The sequence below is a fragment of the Pedobacter psychrodurus genome (genome assembly GCF_004331735.1).
Classification (GTDB): domain Bacteria; phylum Bacteroidota; class Bacteroidia; order Sphingobacteriales; family Sphingobacteriaceae; genus Pedobacter; species Pedobacter psychrodurus.
In genome coordinates this window covers 307,561-328,607 of the sequence record NZ_SJSO01000004.1, presented here as the reverse complement: position 1 = coordinate 328,607, position 21,047 = coordinate 307,561, and the positions used below count along the sequence as shown (strand labels likewise).

The window sequence follows — 21,047 nt, the reverse complement described above, 5'->3', positions numbered from 1 at the left end:
ATTAAATACAGAAATTAAATATTTGGCCGAGCATCTTTTGAAATAATCAATAATTTGATCATTATCCTTAAATGCTTGTTAACAAAAATAGAATAGAATAGCGCCTTGGCATTTATCTATATTTGCACTTCTTAATATTATATTTGCTTTAGTGATAAACTTCAAAAAAAAACCTTCATTTTTTTCTCCTTATGTAAATTTTGTGGATAGTGAACTTTTAGGATTATTGTCTACTTAAGATTATTAAATTCCGCCATTCGCTAAAAACCCTACATCAACAGCAATGGTAATTCCGGTTGCAAAACCTGAAGCTTCTTCATCTAATAAATAATTCATAGTTCCTAATTTTCCATTTTAAGATTGAAATTAGCTTATATAAAATATTAACTTAAGTTATAGCACTCTAATAATTCCAGAACCTGGCACATTAATTTTTACCAGCCCATTAAAATTTATTTTTTCTTTTCTAACAAACTCCCCAGTACAAGCATAAACCATAATGGTTCTCATACCAAAATTCTTGCTGAGGTCAAGTACCAATTTATTTTGATGAGTTCCGTTTATGATTAATGCATTTTTTTCTAAATTTCTAGGGTTCAAAATGGTAGGCTGATAAGCAACTACCACAGTTTGATCTTTTGATGATGTTTCGGACCAAGTATAATGAGAATCCGGCCCGTAGTTATAGGCTTCTCCCCTAGTTAATGCCACATTAAAAGTTCGCCACTGTTTTAGTAAAAAAGTTAGCATTTTAAGATGTTCGGCATTCATTTTGGTTAAATCTGTAGATACTTGAGGTACCGATAGCATGGTATGTAATAATTGTAAAGCAGCAGCTTGTACGTTTTCATTTTCATTCCAAGCCAACGGATCGGCATGAATAACCTGGTAATTTAAATTTCTAGTATCTAAGGTACGTGTTCTGTTTTCCATTACATCATTTGGACAATCTACGGCACGAAACATATTGGCATATTGCTGCATAACCGGGCTGGTGTAAAACTGTCTAAACTCTATCAATACATCTGGATTTATGGCCGTACAGCCCGCATAAATGTCATCAAGCAGTTTTACGGTTGCTTCTTCTACACTTTCATAATCCCGCCCATTTCCTTGTGCCAAATTTTTATTGGCATATCTGGTATTTATAAGGTCCATAAAATCAATCTTAAACCCGTCTATACCAGTTTCTTTCATTAGCGTAATTAAGCGCTCAGCTAAATATTTCCTTACCTCCGGAAATCGAGGATCTGCGACCCATGCTTTTGCCCATTCTGCCTTATAAAGCATTTTATCCTTTAATTTATCATAAATCTTAGATTTTTCTCCTATCATACTTGGTCCAACCCAAAGCATATATTTCATATCCATTGATTGCACTTTTTTTACATGCACCTTAAAATCTGTAAATCTAACGGTATCTACCTCCCAATCTCCATTATACAAACAATAGCCTGCCTTTGCATCTTGTGCCTTTTGCCAACCATCATCTACAATAATGGTTTCGCAGCCCAGCTGTTTAGCTAACCTTGCCTGCTCTTCTACATTTTTAGCATTTACGCCATCTGCTTTTAGTGCATACCAAGTACAATAAAAAGGCATGTGTGCTTTTGTAGGCACCTTGGCGATTTTTAATTGATGCTCATTCTTCCACCAAGTTAATAAATCTCTCTGCGCTTGATTATAATGAATATTTCTGGTATCAAATCTTAGCTTAACTTTGTATACATCCATTGGTTTCTTTGCATATTCAAACAAACCAATTTTTAAGTCAAAACCCACTCCATTTTGCTCATTTTCTCCTGCATTAAACGACACAGGAAAAATTAGCTCCGAAACGGCAATGGTTAACCTATTCTGACTATTTGTATTAAAGAAAGTCATACTAGGCTGATCAATCGTTGCTGAAGTAAACTTAGTTTTTGCATCATAATTTACAGGAATCATTCTCGAAATTTCATAATCATATAATGAAGATGTTTCGCTTGCATTTACACCGTGTGGAGTTAAATAACTCTGAATATCAATAGATGGTTGTTTAAATGTGATAATCAATGGTTTTGGAACCCCTATTTCACTGGCTTTCAAACTAATTGTTAACTCCACTATACCTGGGGCAATTTTTGATACACTTAAAATCCTCTTAAAATTATCGTCTTTACCCTCTACATTAACTTTTAAAGTTCCTACCTGAACAGTTTGCGACCATGCGAATAGTGGTAAAATGGTGATAAAAAAAACCAATAGATTTTTAACGACAATGGTTTTTGATTGATGCATTAGGTAATTGCCTAGAAAGCCTATGTGATTGGCAGATTGGTGAAATGATTTGACGATTGTTTTAAAAAAACTAATGTTATTATTAAAATAAAATTCTTTCATATCAGTGCTCGCAGGTTATAGATTGGTGAAGCATCTGCCATCACTACCCTCAGTTTATAATTGGTATTAGACAAATGTATTTTTTATTGACTTGTCATGCTTTACCTTAATTTGCCATTTGTTGAACTCTATTTGCGGACGTTCAATCTTAAATTAAAGTGCTGCGCAATATGCTCTTTCAGCAAAATTGTATCAGTCCTAGCAAAAAAAATGAAAGTCATCATTTAAGTCTGCAACCATATTTGCACATACGGTATAGCGGTATTAAAGCAAGCGCTAAACTTAAGCCAACTATAACCAAATAACTATATGAACAAGCGATGAAAAATTACAAAACACCCTATGGATACTGTTTATTGTATCCACAGCATCCCACGCACAGCAACTAAGCACACTAATAGCCTGAGTTCGATAATTATTTTAATATAAAAATATTGAAAGAGTGTGGACTAATTAAAATCAGGACAGAGAAAAGAGAACGCTATTGCGAAGCAAGATTGGAAACACTTCTTGAGGTTTCAGAATGGGCGAACAAATACAAAAATTTTTTGGACGAATAAATTAGACGCACTTGAAGTGCATTTGATTATAAAAAATAAATCAAAAAAATAAACAATTGAAGAATAATTCTATCGCCTTAGAAAGATTATTCAATGTGCCTTCAAAAAAAGTTTGGAAAGCACTAACGGACAGCATTGAATTGAAAAACTGATATTTTGACCTTAACGGTTTTAAAGCAAAAGTTGGTTACCAATTTCAATTTACTGGAGGACATGATAAAGGAATTGAATATTTACATCTATGCGAAATAACAGAAGTAGTTCCTAATGAAAAATTACTTATAGCTGGCGATATGACGGATATTCTGGAGTTTCATTTGTAACGTTTGAACTATTTGAACAAGGGGCAAAAACATTATTGAGACTAACCCTTACTGGAATTGAAACTTTCCCTCTTGAAAATACTAACTTTGGATTACATAATTTTGAAGAAGGTTGGAATGAAATCATAAACAATTCCCTAAAAAATCATTTAGAGCAGGATAATTTTTAACACGAAATATCTGTAAACACTTCAATTTACAAAGCTTTTACAAGTATTACTGAAGAAATTCCTTACTGGTTGACTGAAATGTTTGAAGGCATTTCAAACAAAAAAGAAGAGTCGTTTACAGTTCGCTTTGGGTCTGCAGTTTTTAAAACTATGCGAATTGAAGAAATTATTCCAAATGAAAAAATAGTTTGGTATGTTACGGACACTCTAATTCATATTCCAGAATTAAATAATAAAAAGGAATGGCTTAATACAATAGTAGTTTGGCAACTAAATACCGAAGAGACAAATATTAAAATACAAGTAACACATATTGGCTTAAATCCTGACATTGATTGTTATAGTATCTGTTCAGCAGGCTGGAGACAATTTTGGGATAGTTTGAAACTTTATTTAGAAAAAGGTATAGGAATGCCATTTAAACAGGATACTGCTGTCTAAAAAAGCTATACATACCTTCACAACAAATCTTAAAAGAATAAACATGGGCAATAAAAATTTTGATATCGTAAACTTCGAAGGCTTTGTTGACCAATTTATGGGTAATCCAACAAAATCTTTTGAATTTAAACAAAGTCCAATTCAAATATATCCTTTAAATATTGCCTTTTCTTTCATAAAAGTCCCTATTCCATTATTTAGAACAGATTATAATTTTTTACTGCTTTTTTTAGATGGTGGTGGCGAACAACAAGTGGATAATGATTTAATAAAGCTACAAGCAAACGATGTATTGTTTATAAGGGAAGGGCACTTAAACGCAATAAAATCAATTCTTCCTTCAACAGATGGTTATTATATTTACATTGATAGCCTTCTTTTGTCTCAAATTTTCCCTGATAAAGCTTTACTAAACCGATTCACTTTTAATCCAAAACATGCTATCTCTAAATTGGAAATGGATTGGTTATGCCAATGCTGTCAATTATTGATTAACCATAAAAATAATTTTTCAGCTTCTGAACAAACTGAAATTTCATTAATTAGAGCAATTGTAATTAAACTGGCGGAGACCTGGCCAACTTCCTTATCGAAATCAAATCGTCAGTCAGAAATCTCCATGCGTTTTAAAGAATTGCTATATGAAAATTATATGCGCAATAGAGACGTGAAATTTTATGCGGATTTATTGGCTATTTCTGAAAATTATTTGAACAGATGTGTAAAACAAGTAACAAACAAAGCACCTAAACAACATATTAATGAAGTGGTGATTTACAACAGTAAAGTACTATTGCAAGACCTCTCAAAAGATATTACTCAAATTGCTTTCCAATTAAATTTTTCTGATGCTTCTTACTTTGGCAGGCTTTTCAAACAAATTACTAACCTCACACCTTCTCAATACAGAATCTTATTAAAGCAAGATTTGTCCGACCATGTGCAAGAATCCTCATAACATTCTGCGCTAAACTATCTTTACATTTGTTGCTGATATTTATAATATCAAAAAATCCTAAAAAGCATAAAATGAAGCAAATTATAAAAAGTATTGCCATCATTATCATGGTGGTTTCACTAACAAACCTTAAATCTTTTGGGCAAGAGACTTTAAACATTAAAGTCTCAAATATTAAAATAAACAGCGGAAAAATTATTGTAGAAATCTACAACGCCAAAAATAATTGGCTGAAAAATCCATACCGGAAAGTGGTTTTATCAACCAACCAAGAAGTTCAAACAGCTTCTTTTCAAGTACCTTATGGTAACTATGCAGTTACCATCTATCAAGATCTAAACTCAAATGGAGAAACCGACATGAATTTTATTGGTATTCCAAAAGAACCAGTAGGCTTTGGAAATAATTACAAGCCATTTGGTGAGCCTAAATATGAATCTTGTTTGATAGCTTTTACAGCAACATCAAAACCGGAAGCAATAAAGCTGTATAAAGTATTCTAGTTTACACTCAGCATTAGATAAATAAACAAGTTTGGTTTTACATTAAGCTTAAATATTTGATAAAATAAATGGATAAATGGAATATTGATAAGTTACCTTCTCAGCAAGGCAAAGTAGCTATTGTTACCGGTGCTAATAGCGGAATTGGATACCAAACTACAATTGGTTTGGTGAAAAAAAATTTTGAGGTGATTATGGCATGCAGAAATATGCAAAAAGCTGAAGAAGTAAAGGCAAAAATATTACGTAAACACCCAAGAGCAAACATCAAATTAATGATGCTTGACTTAAGCAGCTTAGATATTGTAAGAAAATTTGCCGACGATTTTAAAATCCATTACAATAAGTTAGACTTGTTAATTAACAATGCTGGTATAATGATGTCGCCTTATAAAGTGACGCAAGACGGCTTTGAAAACCAGCTTGCTACTAATTATATTGGTCATTTTGCATTAACAGGCTTGTTATTACCTTTACTTATAAGCACGCCTAAATCACGAATTGTCAACCTAAGCAGTTTATCCTTTAAATGGGCTAAAATCAACTTTGATGATTTACATGGCCTTAAAGGTTATAGTAAACGGACAGCTTACGGGCAAAGTAAGCGAGCTTGTTTAATGTTTGCTTTTGAACTAAATAAGAGGCTGGCTTTTGCAAATTATAGCACCATTTCTGTAGCTGCACATCCTGGACTAGCTAAAACAAACCTAGATCAGTACTTCCCTAGTTTGATTAGGCCTTTAGGCAGTCTTTTCTTACAGCCTGCAGAAATTGGCGCACTACCTGTTTTGTACGCTGCCCTAAGTGATGATATAAAAGGCGGAGAATTTGTTGGCCCAGATGGCTTTCAACAATTAAGGGGTTATCCTACCCTAGTAGAAGCTGATGAATACACAAATGACGAGGAAGTTGCCAAAAATTTATGGCAGGTAAGCGAAGAGATGACTGATGTTTTTTATCTTGATGAGCTTGGTAGAAAAAGGACTAATTCTTAAGGAAGCAAGCTATTTTAAAAAAAAAAAAATATACCAAATATCTAAAAAAACAAAAAAAATCAAATAAACTATTTTAACATAAGAACAAAGTTGTATTGTAGATACAATCCATTAATGTGAACTATTTAAATAAGTTATTGTAAAAAGCATTTATTGTAAAAAATTACTTATGAAAATTTTAAAAAAAATTATAACTATTTCTATACTGTTAATATTTCCAATAATCGTAAACGCCCAAAACAGCGGTAGCTTTTCTGGAAAAGTAATTGATAAATTAACACAAAAACCAATTCCCAACAGCACAATCTTTTTAGAAGGGACATCAAAAGTTGCCGTTGCAGATTCAAGCGGTTCATTTAGAATCACAGGAATAGTACTGAAAACATATAATATCACATTTAAAAATATTGGGTACAAACCAGTAACGCTATACAACATCACAATAAATTCGGGAAATGAAAACAATGTAAACGTAGAATTAGAACCTACAGCTAGTCTTTTATCAGAAGTAGTGGTAAAATCAAATAAACGGACTGTTGAAGCAGCAACGTTAGAAACGCCTTTGAGCGTACAAAGATTAACTACCGAAGAGATAAAGACTAACCCTGGTGGCAACTTTGATATCAGTAAGGTAATTCAAACTTTACCTGGTGTTGGTGGCGGTGCAGGTGGTGGTGGTTTTAGAAACGACATTATTATTAGAGGTGGTGGTCCAAATGAAAATGTATTTTATTTAGACGGTATTGAAGTTCCAGTTATCAATCACTTTCAAACACAAGGAAGCTCTGGAGGCCCACAAGGTATTTTAAATGTATCATTTATAGAAGATGTGAAATTGAGTTCTTCAGCTTTTGATGCAAGATATGACAATGCATTAAGTTCCGTATTTCAATTTAAACAACGTACAGGAAACCCAAATAAAGTGCAAGGTAATGTAAGGCTAAGTGCAACAGAATTAGCTACAACGTTTGAAGGTCCTTTATCAAAAAATAAAAAAACAACCTTTCTGGCGTCTGCAAGACGTTCCTATTTACAATTGCTATTTTCTTTAATTGATTTACCGATCCGCCCAAATTATTGGGACTTTCAAACAAAAATTACACATCAAATTGATGAAAAAACCACCTTATCATTTATAGGATTGGGAGCATTAGACAAATTTAGATTTGGAGAAATTAAGCAAGCTACTCCTGAAAAACTTTATATTATTAATTCTGCGCCATTTATAGATCAAAACACCTACACAGCAGGTTTAACTTTTAAAAAATTGCTTAACAATGGGTTTTTGAATATTGCATTGAGTCGTAATTATTTTGATAACAATATCAATCAGTTTGAGGATAATAAATCGCAATTGCCATCTCAGCAAATATTATCTGTAAACTCAACCGAGATTGAAAACAAATTAAGAATAGACATAAACAAAAACAAAAACGGTTGGAAGATTTCTTATGGTGCAATGTTGCAATTGGCAGAATATAATAATGAAACATTCACAGTTTTAAGGAAAGAACTTAGAGATAATAATGGTAATATTATTCAACCAAATGTATCTCTCAATTTTAATAGTCCATTAAATAATTTCTTAAAATACGGTGCTTTTATGCAATTAAGTAAACGCTTTTTTGATAATCGCTTAGGTATAAGCGGAGGCTTACGTACTGATATGAATAGCTTTACAACAAACGGAGACAACCCTTTAGAAACATTATCTCCTCGAGTTTCATTAAGCTATGTTTTAGCCGACAAATGGACAGCTAACGCTTCAATAGGTAGTTATTTTAAAATCGCACCCTATACAATTTTAGGCTTTGCCGATAACAATAATTCTTTAGTGAATAAAAATAGCAAATATCAAAAAAGCGACCATTATGTAACAGGTATTGAGTATTTACCAAATGATGGCTTACGCTTTACAGTAGAAGGCTTTTATAAAAATTATAACAATGTACCTGTATCCGTTCGTAATGGTATATCATTAACAAACTTAGGTAATGATTTTAATGTGTTAGGGAATGAAGCAGTAATTACTAATGGAAAAGGTAATACTTATGGCCTAGAATTTTTTGCACAGAAAAAGTTAACCGACCGTTTCTTTGGTATCTTCTCTTATACTTATTTCAGAAGTAAATATAGCGGTGCAAATAATGTATTGATCTCTAGCAGTTGGGACAATAGACATTTACTAAGCATTACTAGCGGATATAAATTTAACCGTAACTGGGAGTTAGGTATCAAATTCCGTTATCAGGGCGGTGCTCCTTACACACCTTTTAATGAAGAAGAATCTAGAGCTAATTATTTATCTCAAGGGCAAGGAATATTTGATTATTCAAGACTAAATTCTCTTCGTTTAAACGGGTTTAATGGCAGTGATATTAGGATAGATAAAAAATGGAATTTGAAAAAAGTGACCATTGATTTATTTCTTGATATAACAAATTGGTACGCTGCAAAAAGCACAGCAGTTCCATCATATACATTTCAGAGAACTACAGATAATACTGCTTTTGAAACAACAGACGGCTCGCCAATAAAATCTAACGGTAGCAACGCTATTCCTTTGCTACTTAAAAATGATGAGGCTCAATTTACACCTACAATAGGTTTTATTGTTGAATTCTAATTGTTACAAATAAACCCCGTAAATATCTAAAAGAGTAGAGTTTTCTGATAGACAGGCGATTTTTCCAATGATTTGATATCTATGTAAATTGTCCTCATTGAAACTCCAAATTTTCCGATAAGTTTCTCCAGTCAACATACCATTTTAAACAATTTACGAACTCAGTAATATACTATAGTAGTGAAATCACAAAAAACCCTACTAGATAACTTTCAATATCTGTGATCTAATTCATCGGCCAAATTAATTATAGGTTTTAAATCGGATACAAAAGTGTTCGAGATTTCGACCATAAGGGTCACAAAAAACCTCACAGAAATGTGAGGTTTTTTTGTTTTATCCCCCCCCAACTTTACCGCTTGATCCTTGATCCCCTGCCTGGTAACATTCTTATTAATTTTACGATATCCTGGATGCTCCACTAATTATTTTGTAATTTACTTTCAGTATAAATCTAACCTAAATTAAATGTTAAACCGTAGAAATTTCCTCAACTACGCTGCAACCGCAGTAGGAACCACTGCCCTGCTTTCTGCCTTAGACAATCCTGCCTATGCCCTTTTCAGTAAGACTATTGGCGCAAACGACCAAATCAATATTGGTGTAATAGGAATCAAAGGCATGGGATGGTCCGACCTCAAAGCGGCCCTCAAAGTACCGGGCGTAAACCTGATCGCCCTGTGCGACAGTGATGCCAATGTGCTTGATGAAAGGATGGCCGAATTAAAGTCGATGAATGTTGACGCCGCAAAAGTAAAAAAATATAAAGATTATCGTGCGCTGCTCGATAATAAAGATGTCGACGCGGTAATTATCGGGACACCCGATCACTGGCATGCCCTGATGATGATTCATGCAGTACAGGCAGGTAAAGATGTATATGTTGAAAAGCCGGTTGGCAACTCTATTGTAGAATGCAGTACCATGGTTAAAGCACAGGAAAAATACAATAAGGTTGTACAGGCAGGTCAATGGCAGCGCAGTCAGCAACATTTTAAAGATGCTGTTGATTTCGTAAAGAGCGGCCAGTTAGGAAATATCAGAACAGTAAAAGTATGGTGTTACCAGGGCTGGATGAAACCTGCTCCCATAGTACCAGATACCTTACCCCCTGCAGGCGTTGATTATGCCATGTGGCTTGGGCCGGCGAACAAAAGAGCATTCAATGCCAGCAGATATCACTTCAATTTCCGCTGGTTCTGGGATTATGCCGGTGGCTTAATGACCGACTGGGGCGTGCATTTATTGGATTATGGCTTGCTGGGTATGAATTCACCTGTACCAAAAACCATATCTGCATTGGGTGGCCGCTTCGCCTATCCCGATCTGTATGAAGAAACGCCCGATACGCTGACTACTTTATACGAGTTTGACAAGTTCAATATGGTATGGGATTCTGCCATGGGCATCGATAACGGCTCTTACAACCGCAACCATGGCATTGCCTATATCGGTAACAACGGCACGCTGATCCTCAACAGGCAAGGCTGGGAAGTTATTGAAGAAAAGGTAAGCGGCAATAAAGTGAGCAAGCCCTTTGTTAAATCCTCAGATAATGGACTGGACAATCATATGGTCAATTTCTTTAGTGTGGTCAGATCCAGAAAAAAAGAAGAACTGAACTGCGCTATACAGGATGCTGCGCATGTAGCTACCGTTGCCCAAATGGGAAATCTTGCCTTCAGAAGCGGACAAAAATTATCATGGGACAATGCCAAACACCAGTTTACAGACCAGAAGGTCAACGATAAATACCTGTTGGCCCAGTATCACAACGGTTACAGCTTACCCAAAGTTTAACGCTATAATTTAAACAGATCAGGATGTATACATTTCCCTCCGGGGATCACGGCAAAGACTATCAAAATGTATAAAACCCTGCAATCGCACGATTAGCAGGGGTTTTGCTTTTAGGAAATTGCTAAAATATGCAGCGAACTCACATGCCTGTCCGTAGAGTTCCGTAGGGCTCTACGGATTAGTAAATAGAAAAGAGTCTGTGACTCGCTTTTATTTGAGTTTATAAGTTCAATTTTATTCTAATATCCGTAGAGACGCTATGCTTAACTCTACGGACAGAGGGGGTATGCCATCTCTATCCGAAGGTAAATTTTTTCCAAGGTATTTGCGATATTTGTAGTCTGGATAAAAAAGCAACTATATCTTTCCTCCCATAATAAGTTGGGATTCCACGTGAATTTTGTGCCATCAAAATAATTGGCATTCCTGGGAAATATTTGGAGAATTGCCGACTCGCATTCTCTCTTTCGTTGGAGCTAAGTATATGAGCCTTTACTATAACAACTGCAAATGTTTGTCCCTGCTCTTTTATTATTGCGCCTTCTATCTGCATAACTTTTTATTTTTGAATAAAATATATAATCAAAGTTACTAAGGCATTGATTGATAAACTTACGGAAAACCGTAAATGTCATTTGTTATTCTGGCCAGGCCTCTGAAAGTTAGTTCAGGATCTATTTCTTAACTGTAGAGAAATCAAATAGCTCCTTTGGATCTACCTTCAAAAACTTGGCATAAATCGCAACATGGCTAATACTAGTATTCACCTGCCCTAGCTCGGTTCTAGCAATCTGGCTTTGCGATACTTCAGATAGCAATGAGAGCTGTTCTTGAGATAGACCTTTGCTTTCTCGCACCTGCTTTAGCTTTTGGCCGAATTTCTTGATAAATTCTTCGTCTTTTAAATACTTCACAAACAAATAGACACCTATAAAACAAAATAATTAATAGCAAATTTGCTATTAAGATTAATATTATTTAAATTAGCTCTACGAAGAAAAAAAGAACTATTTACAAAATTGCAGTTCTATAAAAGGTAAGGAATTGCTAACAAGCCTCGCAACTAAATCTGACAGTTTAATCCCGCGAGAGTAAGTTGAGCAACCAAAACCCTATATTTGCTATAGGGTTGGTGCTCGCTTATGTCTTTTTGTGGGAGCCCTTCTGAAAGGAAGGGTGGCTTTGTCAGAGCCAAGTTACATTAGACTGAGTGGGTTGCCAACCCTATTGTAATTGTGGCATCCACCTGTTGAGGCTTATTTAATGTTAAAATTAAATGAGATCAATATGGAACCAAAATTATTACCAGAGGCCGAACACGCTGTCCATTTCAGGGCGTTTATCCAACGGCTCGCCCAGAAGTTCGAACCACTCCAGATCTTCAGCTTTTCGCAGAACAGCTCCACGCATAATTTCCAAGGCTGCTTTAATGACAATCAAGGCTATTTTAAATGTGACCATTGCCTATTGGTGGTTACGGAAACTGCAACCCGAATAGATTATGAAATGCAGGATTTCGCCAACAGCTATTATCAGCATGGAACGATTACTGTGATCTCCCATGGCAAGCAATCGGTTATGGACGCAGTACAGCAAAACAGCCGCTTTTTTATCGGAGTGCTTACCTATGGAAAACTGCTCTACAGTAAGGATGGACTGTTAGACAGTGATCCAATATCTGCGTTTATCCCCACAAAGGGCGCAATCAAGGCGCTTAAACATTATGAACATCGCATACCGCTGGCTAACGGATTTCTGATGTGCGCATCCGAATGTCTGGAGAAGGAACAGTTTGGAATATGTGCCTTTATGCTCCATCAGGCCGTAGAACAGACTTGTATCTGTCTGGTGAGGGTTCATATCGCCTACCGTTCGGAGTTCCACAACCTTTACCGCCTGCTCCGTTTGTGTCAATGCTTTTCTGAAAAGCCATTTCAACTTTTCCTGTCCACTCTTGAAGATGAGCGGTTATTTGATGTAATGGCAAAAAGTTATTCTGGTTCACGTTATAAAGGTGATTTTACGGTTTCCCGGCAGGATGCGGAGCATCTTTATCAACGGGTCGCATCTTTTCTTTTGTTGGCAAAGGAGATGTGCAACGAAAAAATAGAACTGCTTGCCAAATCGGCATCAGACTATGCAGTCTTAAAAAACGCTGATCATGTACTGATCGAAAAAATATTACAGATCAATATTTGAAACCATGAAGAAGCAAATAAAAAGAATATCAGACAACCGGATTGTTTATCTTGACAATGATGAAATAACAGATCCGATAAAAGTGGTACACGATTTTTTCAGTCACTCCTGGTTGCCCAATCATTTGAAGATGCTGAAACGCTGGCGAAACGACGCAGCGCTTGAATCCGAAGGATCAAAAAAATGTAAACCAGACTACCTTGTCTATAATTACGAACTGACCATAAAGCTCATAGAGGCCGCCTGGCTCTTAAAGAACCAGAAGCTCGGCAGACTCGACTTCGATGACAAACAGGAAAATGATATCGCCAAATGGTACATCAAAACGGAAAGGAAGAAGCTACGGGACTATCCTGAAAATCTGAGCATTCGGGAGATCGTAAAGCCTTCATCTGTACTAAAGAAAATGTTCAGGATCTATAAACTGGATGGGTACAAAAAAATCCTTAACACATGGCTTCACAATGCGCTGAGCACCTCCTTCATGGAAGAAAGCCTGTCCAAATCTGAAGTAATCACAGTTTACGAACAATTGGTCAAACTGTTCGAGGCTACGTGGCTGATCAGTGAGCGTTTAAAAGATCGCAATTAAAACTTTATTTTCCGTCCCGACTGAACGAATGGCTAAACCTTTTAGAAAAACTTCTTTTCATCCGTTCTGTAAATTTTTAGGAGGAATGGTTGTCATCATGGCTATGCCATAATCCCATAAATGTTCCCAGATCATATGGGTGTGAAGAAAATGAAAGTGGTTTGCGGGGTTTGAAGTAGCTTGTTTTCATACATATATAACAAATTGCATCAGGCCATATTAATATTTTTTGAAAACAAAATTGGCGGGTATTTAAATTGGAATATAATAAATTTAGCTATTCGCTCCTTGATATCATAACCTAGCAACTTTTTTTTGGGGGGGAACTTTACACCTGAAAACTACTGTTGCACCTCTAAATAGAAAACTCAATCTAATTGAATTATTGGTTGGAAATAAGGTGTATGATCTTAATCTCTGCCTTATTTCTACTTTAATTATCTATTAAATGTGCGGTAAAAATACACAATTAATATCTCGAATAATTAAATCGAGATTGGTTTTCATGCTATAAAAAACATTTTTTACGTAAAAATTGTATTTATATCCATTTTTAAGTATATTTGTATAAGAATAATGAGTGAATTATGTTAGTAAAGTTTATAGTTGAAAACTTCAGGTCGTTAAGGGATCGTATCGAACTCGATATATCTAAGTCAACGTTGAAGGGACATGTTGGAAATTATTTCGAGCACCAAGACAGTAGGTTCTTGACTACAACAATTATTTATGGAGCAAATGCTTCAGGTAAGAGTGGTTTTTTAAGGGCTTTCCAAGCTTTAGAATATTTAGTCCTGAATTCAGCGGATTTTAAATTAGATAAAGTAATTGCGCCGTATGAGCCATTTTTATTAGACGAAGATAATCAAAACAATCCTGTTAGTTTTGAAATTGAGTTTATTTCAAATGACACCCGCTATTCATATTTTCTTTCATACAGCCGCAAAGAAATTGAAACTGAAGAACTGAATGTGCATAATGGCAACTATAAAGCATTGCTTTTTAGTCGTGAAAAAGGTAAGGATATTAAATTTGGCGATAGCTATAGAGGAGGAAAAAAAACCATAGAACGCATGACTTTGCCTAACCAATTGTTTTTATCTAAGGCGGTAGAAAACAATGTGGAAGTCTTATTAGATGCTTATCGTTTTTTCGATAACAAATTAAAGGTATATCCAATTTTAGAAGGTTTAGCAGAAGAAGATTTAAAACGCTTATATGCTAAGCGCTTAGCTGAAGATGCAAACTCCAGCTTCTCACGAAAATTCAATGCGCTCATTTGTGCATTAGATACTGGCATAGCGCAGGTTTCGGCAGAGGAAGCAAATGAGGAAATGTTTCGGTTTCCAGCTAACATACCTGAAGAAGTCAAGGCAAGTTTTCTTGATCAATATAAATATGATATTAAGACATATCATAAAGTCTATAAAGGTGGCAAACATGTTGGGCAAAAGGCTTTTGATGTAAATGAAGAATCTTCAGGAACCAAAAACCTATTTGCATTGGGCGGGGTCATTATTGAAGCTTTAGAACAAGGGCATGTATTAATCGTGGATGAACTGGAGAAAAATCTTCATCCAGATATTACTACTTTTTTAATCCGCTTATTTCATCGCCCTGATATAAATCGTAATAATGCACAATTAATTTTTGCAACACATGATATTACGCAGTTATCTCACGATACCTTCAGAAGAGATCAGGTTTGGTTTGTAGAGAAAGACGAGTTTGGAGCATCAAGCATGTTCCGTTGCTCCGACATAGAAGGTGTGCGTGCGGATACACCTTTAGATAAATGGTACATTGCAGGTAGACTAGGTGCTACCCCTGTAATTCAGGATGAGAACTTTTTAGTAGAAATGCAGGAGGATTAGGTGAAAAGAAGGGTTGCATCACATACACGGGTATTAATTCTATGCGAGGGGGTTACCGAAGAGGTATATTCTAAAGCTTTGCGCACGGCATTTTTGCCACGTAATTTACAAAGAACCGTTACTGTGGATGTAGTACGTTATAAAAAGAACGACCCAACAAGTTTATTAAAAGAAGCTAAAGAAAGAAAGAAGCAGGCGAAGAAAGAAAAAATACCGTACAGTGATGTTTGGTTGTTTTTCGATCATGACAACTCTCCTCACCTACAACTTGTAATAGAGGATGCATTAAGGCAAGGCTTTAAACTTGCTTTTACTGCTATCAGTCTCGAATATTGGTTCATTCTGCATTTTGAGGATTGCGGTAAAGCCTTTAATAGTGGAGAGGAATGTTTAAAATATTTGAAACAGCATTGGCCAAATTACCATAAAACCAAGATAAATCACTTTACTGAACTTGGAAATCGGTTAACCTTTGCTATTGAACGTGCAGAGCGATTGGAGAAAAAACACACAGGAGTACATATATTAGATGCACAACCCTACACATCGGTGCATCAGCTCATTGCTTTTTTTAGGGAGTTGGGAAAATGATCAATTTGTTGAGAAATCGCTAATTTTTAAACTAAAATAAATAGTAAATTTGATAATATAATTAGTATGAAAAATACAAGCTAAAGATTAAAAGGAATCGATATAAAAAGTAAAGAGTTAAGTGTACCACCACTTAACTCCTTGAAATTTAATTCGCCCGTACTCGGAAAAGTAGAAACGATATCTTCACAATTTTAACGCGAAATAAAGCTTTTTGTTTCGCAATAACAAAAAAAACTTACGGGAAACCGTAAAATCCTTTCTTCCGATGTACCTCGAGGTCTCACGTACCTCTTGTCCTGTACGAAAAAACACGTCATATATAGAATTTAATAATGTGCTACTTATGTAGCTCCGTACTGTGTTTTGCTTTAGCAAGCCTGTATGTTTTTACTGTGCGTTATGCACTAAGATTTAATAAATAGAAATACGATGGCAACAAATGGAAAGCCTGGCGATAACCGCCGACATGGAGCAGTAAAAGACCGCTCGCAAACCTTTAACCCAACAACAGAACAGTGGGTAAAAAGAGATACTGAAACAGGAAAGTTTATGGATGTTAAACAGGATGGTACGCCTTTTAAGGGAGTTAGAAAGGAGAAGAACGATGGCATTTGATTTCACAAAGAGCTTGCAGGCAATGCAACGTAGAAAATTTGGCGATGATTTGGTCAAGGGTGATTTATTTGAAAATTTTTCAGGAAAAACTTCTGACAGCATATTATATGTATCTGAAGCAATGGAGCCTGTTTCTAAATCATATACCGAAAATACATATAAACAATGTGATAGAGTAATAGAACAACTCAAAAATAACATATCAGGGAAGCATAGTGGGCTAGAATTCGAGTACCAAGGCTCTGTGCCACTTAATGTACACATTAAGCAGCACAGTGATATTGATTTACTTGTAGCCACAGGCCGATACCACGTTGTTATACCTCCGCTTCCAGTCTTAAGCCCCTATTCTGGAGATGCTAAAAATGACATGGTGCAACTCAGAGAGGATATTGTCAAGACCATTGAAACACAGTTTCCTGCAGTTAATATAGACGACGATGGTGGAAAAGCTGTTGCAATCGATGGAGGTTCTTTGAACAGAAAAATTGACTTAGTACCTGTTTCTTGGGTACATAATACAGATTCTTACGCAAAAACTGATTTAACTTCTAGAGGAATCAGACTATACGACAAGAAAGCAAATAAATACATTCAAAATTTTCCGTTTTTACATATTGCTAAATGCGATGGAAAGGATAGAACTGTTGGCGGTAAATACAAAATGTTGGTTCGCTACATAAAGAATATAATTAAAGATTCAGAGGACATACATATATCAAGCTATGACGCTGCTGGGCTAATTTATATTCAAAGTAACTTTGAACTAATTGCTTGTGATTTTAATCCAGTAGCTCTGTCGGCCTCATGTGAATCCTTTCTATTTAGGTTATTGAATGATGATTCACAAATGGAGAATGCAATGGTACCAAATGGCACTAGGAAACTATTTGGGCTGGAATATCTCGACAGAAGAGAAGTTTTAAAGCTTTATATGGTTGTGAAAGAAATTAATCTTGCAGTTGCCGCGTCATACAATCATATGCTTTTTGCGGATAAAAATAATTTTGAGAGGCTTTTTAGAGATGCATCTTAAATTCATGCCTACTGATTTCAATCAGTAGGCAAATATTAAAAATTATGAAAACAAATAAAACAACAAATATATTGTGCCTTGATGGAGGAGGTTCTAAAGGAATTTACACTTTAGGGGTGCTTAAAGAAATAGAGACAGCTGCAGGAAAGCCGTTATGTGAAATATTTCAGCTTATTTATGGTACCAGTACAGGATCAATTATTGCTTCAATGCTAGCATTAGGGTATGATGTTGATCAAATAAAGCAGAAGTATTTACAACTTATCCCGCCAATAATGAAATGCTATGGTTCAGGGAGAAAATCCAAAAAATTAAGAAAACTGGGTGAGGAGATTTTTGGCGAAAAGAAATTTGACGAATTTAAAACAGGTATTGGGATAATTGCAACGAATTATAATACTCAAAAGCCTCTAATATTTAAAAATGATGTGGCAAGAGCGCATGGAACTAAAAGCTCATTTATTCCAGGATTTGGTGTAACTATTTTAGATGCTGTAGAAGCGTCGTGTGCTGCTTGTCCAGTTTTTTCTAAGAAGACTCTCAAGACTGAAAATAAGGAAGAACTAGTAGCCATTGATGGAGGTTTTATTGCAAACAATCCTACTTTATTCGCATTAATAGATGCGAAGAAAGCATTGAATCTGGAAAATAGCGAGATTAAAGTATTGAGTATCGGAGTGGGGAACTATATTGAAAAGCCACTCCATCGCCTACACAAAGTAATTAGCTGGTTTGAAATGGGCCAAATTGCCAGTCGAATTTTGGTTGCGAGTTCCAATACAACAGAGGTTGTTACAAAACTATTATTTCCAGAGCTTTCAATTACTAGGGTTAATGATACTTTCAATGAACCTCAATATGGAACAAATATGTTGGAGAGTAAAATTAAGAAGCTTAATACAATGTACAGGTTAGGGATTGAATCTTATGCTACCCATGAGAAAGAGATTTTAGAAACTTTTAATTTTAACTAAATATTTTACGGCAGACAAAAAGGTGAGTGATTCGGTGAGTCACTTTTAAAACCCCTTCCAGATAGCCTTTAAACGCTGAAAATTGAACGAAGTTCACATCCCAGTGGGATCACAGAAATCCTCCTTCTTTCGTTGGAGGATTTTTTGTTTAAAAAGGACTCCGCTATGCTAAATCCCGAACAGCCGTTTATTCTCCCTTAACCCTAGCTGCTCCGACACAGCTATAAACCAACTAAACCTTAAGATAACCTTCTCTTTACTTTTTATTGAGCTATTGTTAACCTGCCAATCAGAAGAGAAGCAAATCTTTGCCCCACCTGATCTACAACAGGGCCTTAACTCAACAAAAGCAAGTGTGAAGCAGTGTGCAGGCAGGTACAAAGCAAGCCTGGCCGGAAGGTGGCCTAAACGTGGGGTAAATGTGGCGTGAAGGTGGAATTAGAATAATTTTTTTTGGGATTTTTAATCAGATGGATTGATTTGGCTTATCATCCCTTTTTGATTATCCTAATATACTAAAATTATGGCTATCCGGAATGGAATGATCTAAATTAAGGGGCAAACGGAATCTTGTTTTTTTACAAACGCGGAATTAACGCTATTGTAAGAAAGGTGAAATTGTAACAGCCTATTAATAATCGTTAAGTAATCTGTATAAGTAGAACGCCATTGCGGTTAACAATTGCTTTTCTGGAATAAAATATTCTGATATTAATGCTCGAACATTTCCGGTTTTACAGACAGTTTATCCTCCAGCCTGCCCGAAGCGTTGCCCAGAGCATCCCTGTATATTCTTAGTGATTTTTTAAAAGCCTCGCTCAATCTACCCCGGTTTCCGTCTACATCGGCCAGTCTAATGCGCTTTGCGTTAAGTGCCGAAATCAGCGGCCAAAATCTTCATACATCATATGTCCAATGAAGCGTATGAATACGAAATATTAATCATTAAGGCGATGTGGCAATTGGTATGGAAAGAATGATGCCCCGCCTTTCCTCCTCTTTCATGTCCGTATCGGCATACCAGGCTGGTCCTTTAAAAAAAGCATAGCTTTTTTGTCCGTTCTGATCAAACGAAATACGCTCTATGGTCGTTACCCGATCTGGAATACGGGCACCAAACCAATCCGGATCAGCCTTTCCTTTCCAGGTGACTAGGTAAAGTACCGAACCGGTAGCATAATCTGCGCCATCCCTTAAACGTTTTGTGGCAATGCCGTTGCCATAAAGTGTCGACATTGTTTTTGCGTCAGGCTGCAGGCTAACGGCCATTGGCGTCATTTCCAAAGGATTTTCAGGAAGTCTGGAAGTACTTGTTATTGAAGCTGCGTTATTGATCCGATCAGTTGTGTTTGGCTTACAGCCCGTCATCAACAATATAATAAGGGGAAATACCCCTGCGGTGAATGGTAATCTCATCTTATTTTTTGTTTAAATCCCTAATGTCAAGCGGCCTGGTAAATACATAATCGTTATCACGTTCTGGCCTGTGGCAGCTGATGCATTCGGAATCAAATTTCACCGTTTTACCATAAGGCAAAAGGTTTTCTCCTTTCCAGCGTGCCCAGCCCCAGCCTTTTGTGCCGGCATAACGCTTAACATCTTTGATCATAAATTCCACCTGAACAAATTGGCCTGCATAAACACTTCCGTCTTTGCCTTGTTGCTGTTTCCACGCGGTTTTGGCAAAAATGGTTCCATCCGGCCATGGATTTGTTTTTCCTTCGTGTATGGCTTCAACCGCTATCGGGTTGCCAAAAATGATACGGATGGTACCATTGTCGAAACGCTCTGTAGTACTTATTGCTTTCCAGTTGCGGTAATTGGGCAGGTAAGCTATACCGTTTGGCGATTTTTTCACTTCCATCATAAATGGTTTGTCTGCTCCGTTTGAATTACTTTCTACGCTCGCAGGTTTACTTACGACATTATTTAAAAGATAATTTCTAAGCAGATCTATCTCTTTCTGATCTAACTTTGCTGCAGGGTGCAACGCGGTATAACTGCTTAAGGGCATTTCCTTTGAAAGAATCCCGTTTAATGCAAAATACAACATGGCATTTCGTTGTGGGGTCGCGAGCGAGTCCCACTGCGAAAAATCAAGCGCTTTCCTCCCATCACGAATATGTGAGGCTACCAAAAAATTAACAGGTGTAAGCCGGTCAAACCAACGCCATCTCGTCTGAGACGAGTGACAATCGAAACAGGAAGTTTCCAATACCTTTGCCACTTCTTCGGGTACACCTGCCAGCCTTTTAACCGGCTTTGTTTTTACTGAACTTATTTCTTCGGGCCTGATCAGTTGCGCCAGCAGCACCAGGCTGAGCATACAGCCTATGATTTTGAATTTGAGTTTCATGGATTATTTTTTAACCTGCTCAAAATTAGTCTTCAAAGCACCCAATATG

At 36.2% G+C, this 21,047-nt stretch carries 19 protein-coding genes; 14 read left to right on the top strand and 5 right to left on the bottom strand.

Annotation, left to right across the window (positions count from 1 at the left end; translation table 11 throughout):
- Positions 1 to 393: 393 nt before the first annotated feature.
- On the bottom strand, positions 394 to 2,280 hold the full coding sequence (locus EZ456_RS06555) for a glycoside hydrolase family 36 protein (RefSeq protein ID WP_165501260.1): 1,887 nt from the start codon (positions 2,278 to 2,280) through the stop codon (positions 394 to 396).
- A 936-nt stretch (positions 2,281 to 3,216) separates the two neighbouring features.
- Between EZ456_RS06555 and EZ456_RS25795 the strand changes: the two genes are divergently transcribed.
- The 7 genes from EZ456_RS25795 to EZ456_RS06520 all read left to right on the top strand — a co-directional run bounded on the left by EZ456_RS25795 (position 3,217) and on the right by EZ456_RS06520 (position 10,758).
- On the top strand, positions 3,217 to 3,435 hold the full coding sequence (locus tag EZ456_RS25795) for an SRPBCC family protein (RefSeq protein WP_205945043.1): 219 nt from the start codon (positions 3,217 to 3,219) through the stop codon (positions 3,433 to 3,435).
- Between the two features lie 6 nt (positions 3,436 to 3,441).
- A complete protein-coding gene (locus EZ456_RS06545; protein WP_131528486.1) occupies positions 3,442 to 3,876 on the top strand; it encodes an SRPBCC domain-containing protein in 435 nt (144 codons plus the stop codon).
- A 43-nt stretch (positions 3,877 to 3,919) separates the two neighbouring features.
- Positions 3,920 to 4,834 carry a helix-turn-helix domain-containing protein gene (locus tag EZ456_RS06540; RefSeq protein WP_131528485.1) on the top strand — a complete coding sequence of 305 codons (915 nt, stop codon included), beginning with the start codon at positions 3,920 to 3,922 and terminating at the stop codon, positions 4,832 to 4,834.
- 71 nt (positions 4,835 to 4,905) lie between these two features.
- Positions 4,906 to 5,337, top strand: coding sequence for a DUF2141 domain-containing protein (locus EZ456_RS06535; RefSeq protein WP_131528484.1), 432 nt, complete (start codon positions 4,906 to 4,908; stop codon positions 5,335 to 5,337).
- Between the two features lie 68 nt (positions 5,338 to 5,405).
- The gene (locus EZ456_RS06530) at positions 5,406 to 6,332 is read left to right on the top strand and encodes an oxidoreductase (protein ID WP_131528483.1); all 927 of its coding nucleotides are present in this window, start codon (positions 5,406 to 5,408) and stop codon (positions 6,330 to 6,332) included.
- 169 nt (positions 6,333 to 6,501) lie between these two features.
- A complete protein-coding gene (locus EZ456_RS06525; protein WP_131528482.1) occupies positions 6,502 to 8,958 on the top strand; it encodes a TonB-dependent receptor in 2,457 nt (818 codons plus the stop codon).
- A 468-nt stretch (positions 8,959 to 9,426) separates the two neighbouring features.
- Positions 9,427 to 10,758 carry a Gfo/Idh/MocA family protein gene (locus EZ456_RS06520; RefSeq protein ID WP_131528481.1) on the top strand — a complete coding sequence of 444 codons (1,332 nt, stop codon included), beginning with the start codon at positions 9,427 to 9,429 and terminating at the stop codon, positions 10,756 to 10,758.
- 295 nt (positions 10,759 to 11,053) lie between these two features.
- Here EZ456_RS06520 and EZ456_RS06515 read toward each other — a convergent pair whose 3' ends face one another.
- On the bottom strand, positions 11,054 to 11,311 hold the full coding sequence (locus EZ456_RS06515; protein WP_131528480.1) for a hypothetical protein: 258 nt from the start codon (positions 11,309 to 11,311) through the stop codon (positions 11,054 to 11,056).
- Positions 11,312 to 11,432: 121 nt separating this feature from the next.
- Positions 11,433 to 11,672 (bottom strand): helix-turn-helix domain-containing protein, encoded by a 240-nt coding sequence (locus EZ456_RS06510; RefSeq protein WP_205945037.1) that lies wholly within the window; start codon positions 11,670 to 11,672, stop codon positions 11,433 to 11,435.
- 373 nt (positions 11,673 to 12,045) lie between these two features.
- On the opposite strand from EZ456_RS06510, the gene EZ456_RS06505 reads away from it, so the two are divergent.
- The 7 genes from EZ456_RS06505 (at position 12,046) to EZ456_RS06475 (ending at position 18,642) form a co-directional block, all read left to right on the top strand.
- Positions 12,046 to 12,957 carry a HEPN domain-containing protein gene (locus EZ456_RS06505; protein ID WP_165501258.1) on the top strand — a complete coding sequence of 304 codons (912 nt, stop codon included), beginning with the start codon at positions 12,046 to 12,048 and terminating at the stop codon, positions 12,955 to 12,957.
- 4 nt (positions 12,958 to 12,961) lie between these two features.
- Entirely contained in the window at positions 12,962 to 13,549 is a 588-nt protein-coding gene (locus EZ456_RS06500; RefSeq protein WP_131528477.1) for a hypothetical protein, read from the top strand.
- A gap of 587 nt (positions 13,550 to 14,136) precedes the next feature.
- On the top strand, positions 14,137 to 15,423 hold the full coding sequence (locus EZ456_RS06495) for an AAA family ATPase (RefSeq protein ID WP_131528476.1): 1,287 nt from the start codon (positions 14,137 to 14,139) through the stop codon (positions 15,421 to 15,423).
- Positions 15,424 to 16,014 (top strand): RloB family protein, encoded by a 591-nt coding sequence (locus EZ456_RS06490; protein ID WP_131528474.1) that lies wholly within the window; start codon positions 15,424 to 15,426, stop codon positions 16,012 to 16,014.
- Positions 16,015 to 16,446: 432 nt separating this feature from the next.
- Positions 16,447 to 16,632, top strand: coding sequence for a hypothetical protein (locus EZ456_RS06485; RefSeq protein ID WP_131528472.1), 186 nt, complete (start codon positions 16,447 to 16,449; stop codon positions 16,630 to 16,632).
- Positions 16,622 to 17,668: a nucleotidyltransferase family protein gene (locus tag EZ456_RS06480; protein WP_131528470.1), complete on the top strand. Its 1,047-nt coding sequence runs from the start codon at positions 16,622 to 16,624 to the stop codon at positions 17,666 to 17,668. Before EZ456_RS06485 ends, EZ456_RS06480 begins: the two co-directional genes overlap by 11 nt.
- A 44-nt stretch (positions 17,669 to 17,712) precedes the next feature.
- Positions 17,713 to 18,642 (top strand): patatin-like phospholipase family protein, encoded by a 930-nt coding sequence (locus EZ456_RS06475; RefSeq protein ID WP_131528468.1) that lies wholly within the window; start codon positions 17,713 to 17,715, stop codon positions 18,640 to 18,642.
- Positions 18,643 to 19,587: 945 nt separating this feature from the next.
- Here EZ456_RS06475 and EZ456_RS06470 read toward each other — a convergent pair.
- Both EZ456_RS06470 and EZ456_RS06465 read right to left on the bottom strand, forming a co-directional pair.
- Positions 19,588 to 20,058, bottom strand: a complete 471-nt coding sequence (locus EZ456_RS06470) for a hypothetical protein (RefSeq protein ID WP_131528466.1) — start codon at positions 20,056 to 20,058, stop codon at positions 19,588 to 19,590.
- A gap of 1 nt (position 20,059) precedes the next feature.
- On the bottom strand, positions 20,060 to 20,998 hold the full coding sequence (locus EZ456_RS06465; RefSeq protein ID WP_131528463.1) for a cytochrome P460 family protein: 939 nt from the start codon (positions 20,996 to 20,998) through the stop codon (positions 20,060 to 20,062).
- Between the last annotated feature and the right edge of the window lie 49 nt (positions 20,999 to 21,047).